Origin of the sequence: Mycobacterium pseudoshottsii JCM 15466, from assembly GCF_003584745.1 — a bacterium.
GTDB classification, from domain to species: domain Bacteria; phylum Actinomycetota; class Actinomycetes; order Mycobacteriales; family Mycobacteriaceae; genus Mycobacterium; species Mycobacterium marinum.
This window is the reverse complement of the sequence record NZ_AP018410.1, coordinates 1072336-1087939: the sequence shown is the minus strand read 5'-3', so window position 1 is coordinate 1087939 and position 15604 is coordinate 1072336. Positions and strand designations below refer to the sequence as shown.

11 protein-coding genes are annotated in these 15604 nt (G+C 64.2%); 4 read left to right on the top strand and 7 right to left on the bottom strand.

Annotated elements, in window-relative coordinates; all coding sequences use genetic code 11:
- Positions 1 to 25: 25 nt before the first annotated feature.
- The 4 genes from MPSD_RS04935 to MPSD_RS04915 form a co-directional block, all read right to left on the bottom strand.
- A complete protein-coding gene (locus MPSD_RS04935) occupies positions 26 to 1228 on the bottom strand; it encodes an ISAs1-like element IS2404/ISMul1 family transposase (RefSeq protein WP_420811873.1) in 1203 nt (400 codons plus the stop codon).
- Between the two features lie 119 nt (positions 1229 to 1347).
- Positions 1348 to 2187, bottom strand: a complete 840-nt coding sequence (locus MPSD_RS04925; protein WP_086085782.1) for a glycine/sarcosine N-methyltransferase — start codon at positions 2185 to 2187, stop codon at positions 1348 to 1350.
- A 271-nt stretch (positions 2188 to 2458) separates the two neighbouring features.
- Positions 2459 to 5176 (bottom strand): cation-transporting P-type ATPase, encoded by a 2718-nt coding sequence (locus tag MPSD_RS04920; protein ID WP_086085781.1) that lies wholly within the window; start codon positions 5174 to 5176, stop codon positions 2459 to 2461.
- A 122-nt stretch (positions 5177 to 5298) separates the two neighbouring features.
- Positions 5299 to 6162 (bottom strand): universal stress protein, encoded by an 864-nt coding sequence (locus MPSD_RS04915; protein WP_020788693.1) that lies wholly within the window; start codon positions 6160 to 6162, stop codon positions 5299 to 5301.
- Between the two features lie 224 nt (positions 6163 to 6386).
- Between MPSD_RS04915 and MPSD_RS04910 the strand changes: the two genes are divergently transcribed.
- A complete protein-coding gene (locus MPSD_RS04910; RefSeq protein ID WP_020727513.1) occupies positions 6387 to 7259 on the top strand; it encodes an alpha/beta hydrolase in 873 nt (290 codons plus the stop codon).
- A gap of 51 nt (positions 7260 to 7310) precedes the next feature.
- Positions 7311 to 9473 carry an acyltransferase family protein gene (locus MPSD_RS04905; protein ID WP_036426928.1) on the top strand — a complete coding sequence of 721 codons (2163 nt, stop codon included), beginning with the start codon at positions 7311 to 7313 and terminating at the stop codon, positions 9471 to 9473.
- Positions 9474 to 9770: 297 nt separating this feature from the next.
- Here MPSD_RS04905 and MPSD_RS04900 read toward each other — a convergent pair whose 3' ends face one another.
- Entirely contained in the window at positions 9771 to 10475 is a 705-nt protein-coding gene (locus MPSD_RS04900) for an Rv0518 family GDSL lipase (RefSeq protein WP_369797338.1), read from the bottom strand.
- A 132-nt stretch (positions 10476 to 10607) separates the two neighbouring features.
- Positions 10608 to 11828 carry an acyltransferase family protein gene (locus MPSD_RS04895; RefSeq protein WP_172900578.1) on the bottom strand — a complete coding sequence of 407 codons (1221 nt, stop codon included), beginning with the start codon at positions 11826 to 11828 and terminating at the stop codon, positions 10608 to 10610.
- Positions 11829 to 12150: 322 nt separating this feature from the next.
- On the opposite strand from MPSD_RS04895, the gene MPSD_RS04890 reads away from it, so the two are divergent.
- A complete protein-coding gene (locus MPSD_RS04890) occupies positions 12151 to 12600 on the top strand; it encodes an STAS domain-containing protein (RefSeq protein WP_011738902.1) in 450 nt (149 codons plus the stop codon).
- A gap of 712 nt (positions 12601 to 13312) precedes the next feature.
- Positions 13313 to 14986, top strand: coding sequence for a cytochrome P450 (locus MPSD_RS04875; protein WP_086085780.1), 1674 nt, complete (start codon positions 13313 to 13315; stop codon positions 14984 to 14986).
- A 169-nt stretch (positions 14987 to 15155) separates the two neighbouring features.
- On the opposite strand, the gene MPSD_RS30670 is transcribed toward MPSD_RS04875, so the two are convergent.
- On the bottom strand, positions 15156 to 15368 hold the full coding sequence (locus tag MPSD_RS30670) for an MmpS family transport accessory protein (RefSeq protein ID WP_369688772.1): 213 nt from the start codon (positions 15366 to 15368) through the stop codon (positions 15156 to 15158).
- Positions 15369 to 15604 lie beyond the last annotated feature (236 nt).

Sequence of the window (15604 nt, the reverse complement as noted above, 5' to 3'; positions counted from 1 at the left end):
CGACACAGGGCTCCGGCGTTGTTGATTAGCAGGCTTGTGAGCTGGGGAATTGTGGATTGAGGAGGTCTAGGCGGCGGTTGGCGGTCAAAGCGGTGATCCGGCAGGCTTCGGCGATGTTGTCGGCGCCGTTGAGGCGGTGCAGATTGATCGCGGTGTTGCGTAGCGTTGCTAGGACCTGTGCGCCGTTTCCAGTATGTGCCCTTTGACGGTCTTCGTCGAAGGTGACGTCGCGTATCCAGTGCAGGCTGTTCTCGATTCCCCAGTGTTGACGCATCCAGGCCATGATCGCGGTAGGGCGGGCGTGCTCGAACGGCAGGCTGCAGATGGCATAGACCACCTCCACGCTGCGCTGGTCGGTGGCGGTGATCAAGCGTTCACGAGTGATCCGGATGATTTGTTTTGCGTAGGGGAAGCCGATTCCTCGTGCAGCGGTGATGATTTGCGGGGTGCGGGTCTCGACACGGCCGTGGCCGCGGGAGTCGTCGGTAGCGGCTGTGGGCACCTCGGCCCAGGGCAGCGCGGTGATACGCGCAAGTATTTTGGCTTGGTTGGACTTGACGATCATCAGGTAGTGCGACTTCAAGGTGGCGCAGATCAACTTCGCGGTGACGACCTGGGTATGCATCGCATCCACGGTGACCAGCCACCGCAAGCTACCCGGCAGCAGCGTGAGCAGGGCACGTACGCAGGGAATTTCATTGCTTTTCTCGGCGACAGCGAGTTGACCGAGCACCAATCGGGCACGGTGGGCGAACACCGACACGAGATGCGTGGCTGTCGCTTTGGCGCGTAAAGCACCACGCAGCATCTTGCCGTCCAACGCGATCGGCACCAATCCACTGGGGTCGCTGCTGGCCACGTGTGCAGTGAAGTAACTGCCCATCCTGGCGTTGAGGTCGGCGGGGTCTAGCCGAGACAAAACAGCGCGGAAGGTCTTCTCACTGGGCCGCCGGAACCGGACCCCTAATTGGGCCAACACATCATCGGGAGCGGTGGCCGCCCATGTGGCAAAACCAGCATAGCCGCGCATCCCCGCGGCAGTGGCCAGAACCGCGATCGCCAACAAAGCCACCAGCGAATACCTCCGACCGCGTGGGCCCCTCGGGTCTGGCACCGAGGCCAACACATCGAGAAACTCCGATCCGATGAGCTCGCTGCGCTCACCAGGACTCCAGCAGTCGAACACCTCTGGAACCGGCGACACACGCAATACTGAAACGGTAGGCACGGGCAACTCCAGACCAACGACGAACAGTAACCAACTCGATCGTTCTCCAGATAGCCCGTGCCTACACTCCGGCCCCAATAGCGCGGCACCAAAGATCATCAACCCAGCTCACAAGCCTGCTAATCAACAACGCCGGAGCCCTGCTCCGCGACATGGATGAAGAAATCGGGTTCGGTCTCCTCGTAGGATTCCTGGAAATCCCCGTAGGTGCGCACCGCCGTAAAGCCCGCTTCGCGCATCAAGCGACGAACATAGGACTTCCGCAGCGGAAACATGTTCAGCGTGTATTCCGAGCCGTCCGGGAAATCGTACTTGAAACGAGCGAGGCCCTCATCGACATATTCCGGCTCCGCCGTCACCTGATCACCACAGTAGTAATATTTGTGCTTTGACTTGAACCCGTGATCGAGTATCTCATCATAATTTCGCTGGTCGAGGATGAGAATCCCATCATGGCGTAATGCCGCATAAAATTCGGCCAGGGCCCGACGCCGATCGTGTTCATCATGCAAGTGAGTGAACGAGTTGCCAAGACAAATGATGGCGTCGTACTTGCCCTGGATGTCGCGGTTCAGCTCCCGCCAATCGGCCTGCACGGTTCGCAGGATGAGGCCCCGCTTGCGACCGTTCTCAAATGCCTTGGCCAGCATCGCCGCCGAACCATCAGCACTGGTCACATTGAATCCCGCCTCAGTGAGACGCACCGAGTGAAACCCGGTGCCCGTCGCGACGTCGAGAATGTTCTGCTTGTCGCGGGCGCGCTGCACGTCAACAAAGAACCGCCCCTCGGACTCGGAGCGAGCATCCCAGTCGATCAGCTCGCCCCATTTCTCCATAAAACTCATCACGTATTCAGCGCGATAAAGTCCCGTTTCACGATCGGACAACGGATCGTCGCCGTAGATTTGATCGTTTAATTGCAGTTCAGCGTTTTCTTGATGGATAGATAAACTAGTCATCTAGCCTTTCTTCTCCGCTAGCCCGCACGCAAATACCGCGACCCGATCGCGCGCGGTGTACTTGTGGCCATGGAATGCCTCGATACCCACCCACGGGCCCGGGGGCGAGTTCAATCCTGCGATGCATTCCGCCGAGCGAAAACGACGCCATCCCGACAGCACCTATGTGCCACTCCTGGGAAGCGGACCAAAAACCGCACCAGCCCATCGCTCCCGCACCGCGCCGTTGAGTCTAGTGATGTCCGTGAGCAACAGTGCACGTAGGTCAGAATTACCTGCGCTGTGCTGGGGCTATCCTGCGCACCAACTTGTCGGCGGCCACAACCAAGCTGACCACGGTGGCGACGCCGAAGATACGCAGCCATACCGGGGCGCCGATCGGCGCCGTCGCAAAGACCGCGTTCATCGCGGGAAGGTAGGTGATGGCAAGTTGAGCGATCGCTTGAGCAGCGACCCCAAAAATGATCCAGCGGTTGGACCAGAAGCCGATCCGCCAGGCCGAGCGGGTCAGCGACCGACAACTGAAGAGGTAGAACGCCTCAACGACAACAAAGAGGTTCAGCGCCGCGGTCCGGGCAGCTTCGACACTGGCGCCCTTGCCGACCTCCCATTCGAACAGCCACCAGGCTGAGGCCACGAGCAGCGTGGAGACCAGCAGAATGCGCCCCACCAGCGTGCGCGTCAACAACGGCTGGTCCGGGTCGCGCGGCGGACGGGACATGATGGCCGCCTCTTTGGGCTCGAACGCCAGCATCAGTCCGAGCGCGATCGCGGTGGTCATATTGATCCACAAGATCTGAGTCGGCAAGATCGGCAGGGCGGTGCCGAATGCGATGGCGGCAAGGATCACCAACCCTTCACCGATGTTGGTGGGCAGTGTCCAGGTGATGAACTTCGTCAGATTGTCGAATACCCCGCGTCCCTCTTCGACCGCAGCTTCGATGGTGGCGAAGTCGTCATCCGTCAGCACCATGTCAGCCGCGTCCTTGGCGACTTCGGTGCCGCTTCGGCCCATCGCGACACCAACGCTGGCCTGCCGCAGCGCCGGCGCATCGTTGACGCCGTCGCCGGTCATCGCGACCACGTGCCCTCTGGCCTGTAGGGCCTGGACCAGTCTCAGCTTCTGCTCGGGCGAGACCCGGGCGAACAGGGTGGCCTGGTCCACGGCGTCGGAATAGTCTTCGGCGTCCAGCGCGGCGAGGTCAGGGCCTGTAAGAACGGCACCCGGGCCGGGTCCGCCATCGTCGAGCAACCCCACCTGCGCCGCGATCGCCGTGGCAGTGCCGGCGTGATCACCGGTGATCATCTTCACGTCGATGCCGGCGGTGTGACAGGCCGCCACCGCACGCCGCGCGGCCCCCCGGGGCGGATCGAGCATCGCGTGCAACCCGGTGAACGCCAGGTCGCCCGGCAGCGTGTCTTCGTTGAGCTCCAGGGGACTGCCGCCAACACGCACCGCGGTGGCCAGGACCCGCAAACCTCGGGCGGTGAGCATTTCGGCAGCGTCCACGACAGCGCCAGGCTCCAGCGGGCGCAATGCGCCGTCGGCACCCATCTGCGAGCTGCACAGCTCGAGCACTCGCTCCACCGCGCCCTTGGCCAGCACCACACGATCGGCACCGTCGCGATGCAACGTGGCCATGTACTGGCGCTCGGAGCTGAACGGGATGGCCGCCTCTCGTGGCATTCCGGACGCGAGTCGCCCGAGGTCGAGCCCGGCCTTTGAGGCAACGACGAGCATCGCCCCCTCAGTGGGATCGCCGACGATGTCCCAGCGCGCGTCGTCATGGGTGAGCGCGGCATCGTTGCAGCTCGCCCCGGCGATCAAGGACCAGCGCAACGCCGCATTCGCGTCCATCGACATCGGTGCGCCATCGCAATCCTGCAGGATGCCGTCGGGTGCGTAGCCGGTGCCGGTCACCTCAACGACGTCGTCGGGGGTCCAGATCACCTGAACGGTCATCTGGTTTTCGGTCAGCGTTCCGGTCTTGTCGGTACAGATCACCGTGGTGCCGCCCAGCGTCTCCACCGTCGGCAGGCGCCGGACGACGGCGCGGCGCCTGGCCATGCGGGCCACCCCAATCGCCAAGGTGATCGTCACCGCGGCCGGCAGGCCTTCGGGAATCGCACCGACCGCCAGCGCGATCGCGGCGGTAAAGGTCTCGACGGCGTCCTGCTGCCGAAGCAGCCCGACGGCGAAGGTGACCGCCGCCAGACCCAGGATGGCGATGGTCAGGACCTTGCTGAACCAGGCGAGTTTGGCGGTCAGCGGCGTCATGAGCGTTTCCGCAGCCCCGACGAGGCGATGAATTTCGCCCAGTTCAGTCTCGGCGCCGGTCGCGACCGCGATGCCCGCGCCCCGGCCCGCGGTAACCAAGGTGCCCGAATAGACCATGTTGAGTCGGTCGGCTACCGGAGTTGCCTCCGGCAGTACGGCCACGGATTTGTGGACCGCCGCCGACTCCCCGGTCAGCGCCGACTCGTTGAGGTGCAGTTCCGTTGCTCGCACCAGTCGCAGATCGGCCGGCACCTTGTCGCCGCTCTCGAGCAGCACCAAATCTCCGGGAACGAGATCTTCGGAAGCCACGGTGTGCTCGTGGCCGTCCCGAATCACCGTGGCCTGGGTGCGCACCATGGACCGCAGCCCCTCCAGCGCCGACTCGGCCTTGGACTCCTGAATGAAACCCACGATTGCGTTGAGGACGACCACCCCGAAGATCACCGAGGAGTCGATGTACTCCTGCAAGCCCGCGGTGATCGCCCCGGCAACCAGCAGCACATAGATCAGCGGGTGGTGAAACTGCCGCAGAATGCGCAGCAGCAAGCCACCACGTTTGGCCAGCGGCAGGGCGTTGGGCCCGAATCGCTGCAGTCGCTCGGCCGCCTCGCCATCGGACAATCCGCGGTGCGGATCGGTCTCCAGCAACAGCACCACTTCGTGGGCCGGCAGACCGTGATGGGCCGCGGTGGCGGTCACCGATACCGACAATCACCTCACCTCGCCAGGAAACCGACAAGTCATGGCTCCCACCCTGCCTGATCAAACCCCTGCGGGGTCAGAGCCGGAAGTCACCCACCGCGCGGACCTAGGTCCAAGCGCCCCGTCGGCGCTCAGGAGTCGGCGGGAACCTGCCACCCGCTCGGCACCACCAGGACCGGCCGATGGGAGTGGTGCACGGTGCCCATTGCGACGCTGCCAAGCAATGTCTCGCGCGCGCCGGAATGTCCCCGCGAGCCGACCACCAGCAGGGCCGCGCCGTTGTCCTGTCCGGCCGCTACGAGCGCTTCGGAGACGGCTCGAGCGTGGAAACCGCGACCACGTTCGACACTCAGCTGCCGAAGCTCTCCCACGCCCGCCGCGGGCGGAGGCGCACTACCGTCGCCGACGAACACCAGCACCACCTCCCGGTCCGGGCACAGGCGTCTGGCCGCCGCCAACTCCGTTTCCGAGCCGGCCGAGCCGTCCCATCCCACCACCATCGGCCCCTTCGGCAGCGCGTCGTACTCGGCTGCCAGCATCGGATTGGGCACCACGACCACCGGTCGCGGGCAGCGGTGCAGCACCATGTCGGCCACGCTGCCCAGCACCGCTTGCGTCCCGCCGAGCCCCCGGGTGCCGACGAGTACCAGGTCTGCCTGAACTTCGTCGGCTTCCTCGGCCATGCGCAGTCCTTCGGGCCCCCAAGTCCGCTTGAGCACCGGTTCGGCATCCCATCCGGCGGCGCGGGCCAGGGTCGCGCCCATCGCGACCACTCGCCGGGCCTCGAGCTCCCCCTCGCGCTCCACCATCTCGACCAACTCGTTGGTGTTGCTGGCCATGGGCCGCAGACGCCGGCGCACCTTTTCGCTGGCGAACGGCGGAACCCAGAGATAGGTGATCCATCCGCGCGCTCCTGGGAACAACAACGCACCGGCGTCTATCGCCGTGCTCGCCCCCGGCGAGCCGTCGTATCCCACAACCGCGTTCACCGGCACGGTGCACCTCCTGGATAGGTCCCGGGCAACAAGGCCCGCCATCACTGGTCACATCGCATTGCTCCACAACGGAATCTACGCGCCGCACTTTTCGGCAACTTCGCTACACAACGGCTCGCTGTGGATTAGCCGCGCTCACCGGGCACGCCGGGATGTCACGCGACAATTACGTTGCCCGGTTGTCCGGCGTGCCTCGGCCGGAAACCCGGTGTCGGCACGGCATCATGGCGCTCGTGGCTGACCTGACCCGTCGCGCGGTGCTGCGTATGGGAGCCGGCACCAGCGCAGGAGCCGCCGGGATGTGGGCGCTGAGCGCATGGCTGAATCCCCTCGAACCCAAGGCGGCCCCACCGCAGGCACCCGCTCCGTTTGAGCCCCCGGCGGCCGGGAGCAGCCTGCCGACCAGGTTGTCCGGCTCGTTCATCTCGGCTGCTCGCGGCGGCATCAAGACGAATTGGGTGATCGCCCTTCCGCCCGGCCAGACCGGCTTGCTGCGTCCGGTTATCGCCCTGCACGGCAAGGACGGCAACGCGGGCATGATGCTCGACCTCGGTGTCGAAGAAGGCCTCGCACAGCTGGTGAAGTCCGGCAAGCCGCCCTTCGCCGTGGTGGGCGTGGACGGCGGCAAGACCTCCTACTGGCACCGCAGGGCCTCCGGCGGGGACTCCGGCGCAATGGTGCTCGAGGAGCTGTTGCCGATGTTGGCCGCGATGGGGATGGACACCTCCCGGGTAGGTTTTCTGGGCTGGTCGATGGGCGGATACGGGGCGCTGCTGCTGGGGGCCCGGCTGGGCCCGGCACGGACCGCAGGGATCTGTGCGATAAGCCCGGCCCTGTTCAGCTCCTTCACCGGCAGCGCGCCGGGAGCCTTTGACAGCTACGACGATTGGATGGCGCACCGCGTGGTGGGTCTGCCGGCGCTCAACCAGATTCCACTGCGCGTGGATTGCGGCACCAGCGACCGCTTTTACTTCGCCACCCGCCAATTCGTGAACCAGCTGAAGAATCCACCGGCGGGCAGTTTCTCCCCCGGCGGGCATGACGCGGAGTACTGGCGCGAGCACCTTCCCGGTGAACTCGCCTGGATGGCGTCCTAGCCATGCGTGCGGCCCCCACGAACCGACCAAATTGATGACAAGACGACGTTGATGACAATCCGGCAGGATCGGTCCGCCAGCCAGCTCCGCGCAGCGCAGCGGCCCGGTCCGCGAATCGCGTTTCGCCCCGACATCGAGGGCCTGCGCGCGATCGCGGTGGTGGCGGTTGTCCTGTACCACGCGGGTATTCCGGGGATCTCCGGCGGCTACATCGGCGTGGACGTGTTCTTCGTCATCTCCGGTTTCCTGATCACCGGGCTGCTTTGGCGCGAAGTGACCACCACGAATACGGTCGCGCTGGGCCGCTTCTATGGTGCGCGCGCTCGCCGGCTGCTGCCGGCCGCGGCAACCGTGGGCGTCGCCACGGCGATCGTCTCAGCCATTGTGCTGCCGCCGCTACAAGCACGACGGGTCTTCGTGGACGGCATCGCCAGCGCCCTCTATGTCGGCAACTACCGGTTCGCCGTGCAAGGCACCGACTACATGGCCTCCGATCTGCCGCCATCGCCGTTCCAGCACTACTGGTCGCTCGGGGTGGAGGAACAGTTCTATCTGGTCTGGCCGGCGCTGATCATCGCAACCGCGTGGTTGCTACGACGTATCGGGAAGAACAACCGCGGCGCCACCCCGTACGCGGTGGTCCTGGTGCTGGTGGCCGCGGCATCGCTGGCAGCCGCGGCAATCTGGACCCGCACCTCGCCGCCATGGGCGTTCTTCTCGCTGCCGACCCGGGCCTGGGAACTCGCCGTCGGTGGCCTGGTTGCCCTAACGATGCAGCAGTGGCGCCGGCTTCCGCTGGTCCCGGCGACCATCGTCGGATGGGGCGGTTTGGCGCTGCTGCTACTCACCTGCACCCAACTGGGCCCGAACACCCCGTATCCCGGCACGGCGGCGCTGCTGCCGGTACTGGGCACCGCGCTGGTGATCGGCAGTGGCTGCGTCACCGGTGCCATGGGGGTCGGGCGGGTGCTGTGCCGGCCCGTCATGCGCGCCATCGGCCGGGTGTCCTACTCGTGGTACCTCTGGCACTGGCCGGTGCTGCTGCTCCTGCCGACGCTGCTGGGTGACCCCGCGGGCCTGCCGGCCCGGCTGGCCGCTACGACCGTCTCCGCCGGCCTGGCGGTGATCACGATGTATCTGGTCGAGAATCCAGGGCGGTTCACCGCGGCATTGCGATCGGTCCGGGCCAGCCTGACACTGGCGGCGGCGGCCACCGCGGCCGCGGCGTGCGCGTGCGCGCTGCTGCTCACCGCGATACCGGTACCGGACGGCCATGGAACCGCGGCCCCGGAAGCCAAGATCATTGCGCTGCCCCCGGCCGCGCTACCCCAGCGAGCACTCAGCCCACAGGAGGCGGCGGTCCAGCAGGCGTTCGCCGCGGTGCGCGCGGCGGTCGCGGCCTCCGCCGGCCTGGGCGCGGTCCCGTCCAACCTGAATCCACCGCTGGCCGCCGCGCCCGGCGACAAGGCGGCGGTGTTCGTCAACGGGTGCCTGCGCTCCTGGCGCGACCTCGGTCAAAGCGAGTGCGCAACGGCCGACACCGCCTCGCCGACAACGGTGGCCCTGGTCGGCGACTCGCACGCCGCGATGTGGGACCCGGCGCTGCAATTGGTTGCCGAACAGCGCCACTGGCGCCTTGAAACGCTGGCCAAAGTGACCTGCCCGATGCAGGATCTACCAATCCTCAGCCCGTATCTGGGCCGCGAGTACACCGAGTGTGAGCAGTGGCGCGGCGAGATCATGGGGCGGCTACAGAGCGAACGGCCACGGTTGGTGGTGCTGAGCATGAGCCGGCGCTATCAACCGGACTTCAGCTTCGCCTCGTATGACCCCGCATGGATCGACACCTTGAACCGGACCGTGGCGCAGCTGCGTCGCAATGGTTCGAGCGTCCTGGTCCTGGGGCCCGTCGCGGATCCGCAGTCGTCGGTGCCCACCTGCCTTTCCGCCCATCTCGACGACGCCGGCGCATGCGCACCGTCGCGCTCCGCTGCTACCAACGCCGGCGGCGTCGCCGCCGAACAGACTGCCACCGAAGCCGGCGGGGGCCACTACGCGGACCTGACCGACCTGTTCTGCACCCCGGATCGCTGCCCCACGATCATCGGAAACACCCTGGTGTTCCGCGACGACAATCACCTGACGACCGAATACGCGCAGCTACTGGCACCCGTCATCGGCGCGCTCGCCGATCGTGCCCTGGCCGCGGGCTGACCCGGGCGATTGCCGGTCATCACGGCCAAATTCCTCGGCGAGTTTTCTGGCGAATGAACCACGCGGGGGCGCCGAACGTGCTAGGAATAAAAGAGCTTTGGAGGTTCAGATATGAGTCCGATGCTGTTGGTATTCGCCACGGTCGTCACGCCGCTCGCGGGACTCGGCCTCATGCAATTGCAAGCGCGCCTTGAGCGTTGGGACTACGAACGGCACGCCGAAGACTGAGAAGTCAGCCGCATGCTCGCTAAACACCCAGCGCAACTTCGCGTTTGGAGCTAATCAAGTTACCTGGAATTAACCGGCCAGCCGCGCGCCGATCAGCGGCGCAATCTTATCCGCCAAATATGCATGTCCGGCGTCGTTGGGGTGCACACCGTCCGCGCCGATCAGGTCGGGGCGGTCAAAGAACCAGCCTTCTGCGATCGGATCGACGAACTCGGCTTGTGCGAAGCCGGCGGCCGCGCGGACGACGTCGCGAATCTGCAACACCGGAATGGGTACGTCAGGGGTCGGCCATGGCGGTCCGATCACCAGTAGCCGCGCCGAGGGCGCGACGCGGTGCGCCAGGTCGAATGCATTGCGCGCCCGGTCGCCGAGCAGCCCTAGGTCCACCCCTTGGTCGTTGCGCGAGCCGAAGAACACGACCAGTGCATCGTCGGGTTTGACCGCACCGGCGGTCAGATCCTCGAACACACTGCCGTGGTCGCCGGGCATGCCGTAACCGGCCCTGCCCTCCGCGGCGACGTCGGCGTTGATCCGCATGCCTCGCTGGGCCAGCTCTCGCCAGGCAAGAGAAGTCCACGCATTCGGTCCCCGGCCGCCCTCATCGGTGCCGGTGGTGTAGGAATCACCGATCACCGCGATATGGCTGAGCCGATAGTCCACGGTCAGGGCGTCGTATGCGCGCGCCCGCGCCGGGTGCAGCGGGCGCAGCGGAAATCCAACGACCACACCGACGAGCAGGGTGAGACCGATCACGACCATGACCAGACGACTCACCACCACCTCCACCACAGACCGAATCATTGTGTGCCGCACGCAAATCAAATCATACGGGGAACCCGTCGCTACCTCGCAAATGACGCATCCCACGTGTCACGCCCGATGAATCACGGCCAAGCGCGCCACTGTTCAAACCGCGCGAGCCGAAAACCCTTCCAGCGCACCATCGGCCTGATTGCGCTTACCGTTCACCGGCTCGCTGGGCTCGATTCTGGCCGTCACGGCTCTGACATCGACCATCCTACGCATCCAGCGCCGGGCTGGCTCTTCGATGAAGTGGTACAGCAGTACCGAGGCCGCCACGGCGATCACAAGCAGGCCGATGACATTCCATTTCCACGGATTGTCCTGCGGCGTGAGCTCGAATTGCAGCACCGCCCAACCCCATGCCGTGTGCACCAGCTCGTGAACCATGTACAAGCAGAACGAGATCTCACCGCCGTAAACCATGACCCGAGTCGACAGCAACCTCGGCAGACTACCCACGCCGACCGCGAGGGTGACTATCAACGGCACAAACAGCACGTCGACCACCCCGCCGCTGTCCACGACTCCGCTTATCGGGTGCGCGTCAACCAGGTAGAGGATGCCCACGATGGCAGCGATCAGCAGGACCGACAGGTAGCCGGAGGCCCGCCGGGCCCGGTCGGTCAGCCGCAATCGGCGCACGGCGGCGGCGGCCAGCGCACCCGCAACGAATTGGGTGACAATTCGGGGCAACCAGCTCCAGGGCGTGTAGAACTGGCCGCTGGCCAGCAACAGGATCACCGGGGGCAACGACGCCGCGAACGCCAACCACATCAGGTTGCGCGCCCGGGTGGCATGCGTCATCCGGAAGATGACCAGAACCAGTGCGCCGAACAGCAGGTAGGCCAGCCATTCCGCGCTGATCGACCAGGCCGGCCCATCCCAGCTGGAGTCGTCGAAGAAGGGCTGAAACCACAATTGCACCATCAGCACCTGGCGTATGTAGCTGACCGCGGTGAGCTGACCGACCTCGGGCAGCGGCACATGCCCCACGTGCAGGGTCATGATCACCAACAGCGCGGCAAGGTGCATGGTGACCAGGTACACCGGCCACACCCTGGCCAGCCGCAGCCACAGAAAGTGCAGGGTCGCCCGCGTCGACCACGAATGGCCCATGCGATCGAGATAGTTCCAGGTCAGCACGAACCCACTGAGGATGAAGAACAGGTCGACGCCCTGTGCGCCGCAGTTGAGCACCGGAGCGAGGTTCTCCCGAAAATCCGGCGATGCATCGGCCAGCATGGGGCGGAAGTGAAACAGCACCACCCACACCGCGGCGACGATGCGGAGTCCCGTCAGGGCTTTGATCTCACCCTGGAGCATTGGGCTGCGCACGATGGTCTTTCCGCGCTCTCTACCATCTAGAAATCCGCTGTCTGGTTCGCCTGCTAGTGCGGCTGACCCGGGGATCCAGCCACCTCACGAGCCCCCCGACGGGCAATCGGCAGCCTAGCAGCTCCGCTCGCCCGAAATGCCGCACGAAGCCTGTGCACCGGTTGGGAAGCGCGCGGCGGGTCGCCGGCCTCACATCTTTAGCAAAGAGTTAGACGCAACTGTTGGTCTCCTTAGTTTTGACGTGCAGCGTTGGGAGACAGAATTTGACCGGGTCCGAGCTACACAACGCCAAGGGGAATGGGGGCCGCTGATGGGTATCGCGATCACTGCGTCGAGCTTCGCCGATCGACAGAAAAATGGCACCTTCGAGTGCAGCGGCGCGGTGGTCCGCGCGCACTGCCGCCACCTGGCCACCATCGTGACCATCCGGGGCGAGATCGATGCCGTCAATGTCGATCAGGTCACCGAGCGCATCCAGCACTTCATCCACGGGACGAACCCGGTGGTCCTCGATGTCGGCGACGTCAGTCACTTTTCTCCGGCCGGGATCTCGCTGCTGGCCGCCATCGATGAGGAGTGCCACGCCGCGGGAGCGGAATGGACCTTGGTCGCAGGCCCGGCCGTGGTTGAGCTACTGGGTGAGGACATGGCAACGATGTTTCCGGTCGCGCATTCGGTGCACGAGGCGCTGCGCAACCTGGCTGAGGCCAACAGCAGTCGCCGTCAGCTGATGTTGTCGCTGGTCCGCAAAACCGCTTAGCGTGCGAGATCCGAGCTGTTGTCGGCAGGCCCGCTGGGCAGTTATCGCGCCCGAATCGCGCCCGCCGCAGCCGGCAGACTCCCACGACCGCGAGCACCCCGCCAGGGTCGCCAGGGTCAGGGTCAGCACCCATTTGCTGTGGGTGATAGATCACCGACGCCGTGACGGATTGACCTGCGGTAACGGGAGCGCCGGCCACCGTTGAGGTGGCCTGTCCTGATTTGGCTCACGATTGGCGGTTCGCGGTAGCTGTGGCGCCTTGAACTTTGGGAGTGGTTTAGCCGAGGCTTGCGCACTAATACGGCGCCTCGCCGGCGGATTCCGAGCCGCTGCCGATTCACGTCCTCGCTGACGAGGCGCACTAAAGTGAGCCAACTCGGGGCAACAGCTACACCGCATCGTTGCATCTGACCCTCGCGACGCCGCTAAACACCTCTCACATCAGCAGATAACGATTCTGAGTTACGGATCATGTTGTGTAGCAGAACTATTCGCAAGACCCGACACTCTCGGCCATCAGCAACATCGACCCACCGACCCGCACCGCGCAGCACGGGAAACGCGAATCCCGCTGATCTATAAGCACTATCGCAGACCGCGCAACCTCACGCTACCCACCAACGGCAACCACCACAGCCTCCCGACGAAACCTCCCACCCGTTCCGATCAACAGCGATCTCCGAACACAAACGCATGTACGGCGCAGTCTGATGTGAGCAGATCGTCGACATCGCGGCCCGGCACGGACGGTCGGGGAAGAAACCAACGCGACCATGCTGGGTCATCCAGATTCATTGAGAATCCCTTGAGGCCAACGCTCTTTGATTGGTGTCGAAATCTCAGCAGCCTCTCGCCCTATCGGCAGTACAGCGGCCGAAGGCTTCGGGCTGGCCAAATGGAGTTCAGTGCCTTTGATCGAACGCAACGTCCGACGAGATACTTGGTTGAAAGGGTTGTCTTGGTGGTTGATCCGCCCGATATCCGTTCTTTGCCCTTGGCGCCGAGAAACCCACTGCCTTACTGGCAACAGCTGAAGGCGCTCAAGACGCTTCATGTTGGCAGTGAGGCCCTGCGTGACGCTGGTGGGTCGGTGACTCGTATCTGGCTGGGTCCCAAACGGCTCGTACCACCAATGGTCATGGTCACTTCACCCCAAGGGGCTCGCGACGTCTTGGGGCGCTCAGGTGCGTTGTCGGACCGAGGAACGCTGCCACTCTTGAAGGATCTGCGTCGCACCATCGGCGAGAGCGTGCTGAACCTCCCGCACGACACCTGGCTTCCACGAAGGCGCACACTGCAGCCGATATTCACCAAGCAGCGCGTCGCCGGATTTGCTGGACACATGTCCGAGGCAGCCAATCACATACTCCTGGGATGGCCTGACGGCGCGGAGGTCGATCTGAACGCGGCTTCTCACGCGCTGGTTCTTCGTGTCGTGGGGCACTCGGTTTTTGGGCTGGACCTACAGGACAAGGCTGACGTGATCACCACTGGCGTGACATTGGCGGCGAAATGGGCGGCTGATCGTTCCGCACGACCTGTGCGCGCGCCGCACTGGCTACCGACCCCAGCGCGACGAAGGGCTCGGGGCGCCTACGACGCTATGTACAAGATCGCGGCCGACATGCTGGCGGCGTGCGGGGCTGATCCGAGTCGAGAAGCACCGCTGATTAGGGCCCTGATTGATGCGACTGACCCCAACACCGGAGAGTCCTTGTCTGACCAGCAGATCTGTGACGAGATGGTCTATTTCATGATCCTCGGCGAAGACACCACCTCGACGGTGCTGACCTACGCACTTTGGGCGCTAGGGCAACATTCCCAGCTACAGGATCGACTCGCCGCTGAGGCTGCTGAACTGGGCGATCGTCCGTTAACGCCTGCCGAAGTCCCTCGCCTCGGATACACGATCCAAGTGCTGCAAGAAGCTATGCGGCTGTGCCCGCCGGGCCCCACGGTGGCGCGAAGAGCCATGCAAGATATCGAGGTGGATGGGTATCGCGTGCAAGCTGGCACCTACTGCCTTGTCGGTGTGTACGCCATGCACCGCGACCCCGCACTCTGGGACGATCCGCTAGCGTTCGATCCCGATCGGTTCGCTCCGAAGAAATCCAAAGGCCGCGACCGCTGGCAGTATCTGCCATTCGGAGGCGGCGGGCGTTCCTGCCTCGGGGATCATTTCGCCATGCTCGAAGCGAGCCTAGCGCTAGCCACGATCATCCGCGAGGCTGAAATCCACTCACTCGATGGGGATTTCCCCGTTGCCATTCCACTACCCATCGTCCCTGCCGGACCTATCCGTGCCCGGGTAAACCAACGCAGGCCAAGCCAAGAGGTGTGTACGACGACGTTGTCTGATTCTTCAGCGTCTTCTTCAGCGTCGTGATTTCGCCAGGATCGTGGATCGACTCGCTGAGGTGTCTGAGGACTGATCTTTGGCGCGCTTCGCGTCGTAGGCAGCGTGTATCTGCTGATCTGCCCGGCTTCTCCTGCGTTTTTGTCCTAGCCCCTTCACCGGACATAAGGTCCGCGCATTCACACCGTTCGACGTACGTTCATCCCTTAACCTCGCCATCAATGCTAATACGACCACTTATCGTCGAACCATCACCCTGGGCTACCAATATCGGGGCGACCGATTCTGCTGTCGCCCTGACAATTATAGGCCACGGCAATGCTATTTTGTTGAGGTCACGCGGTATCACTTCCGGGTCGAGGTGGTCAATATCTGCATAGGCACCAGAATCAGACACATCATACGTCACCATTTTCGGGTTGCATCCGCACTACCACCAGTGCCGGTCTGACAATCACCAAGACAGCGACAATAGGGATCTACCGCCGCCCCAACACCGAAACTATATTATGCCGAAGGATAAGAATGATGTCATTGACCAGATTGCCTCTATTATACGAGGCATGTCAGCGGCTAACGACACCTATGCGCCCTGGCAACAAATTGTATGCAACCCAGTATTTTTTCAAAACCAATCTCAGTTCCACC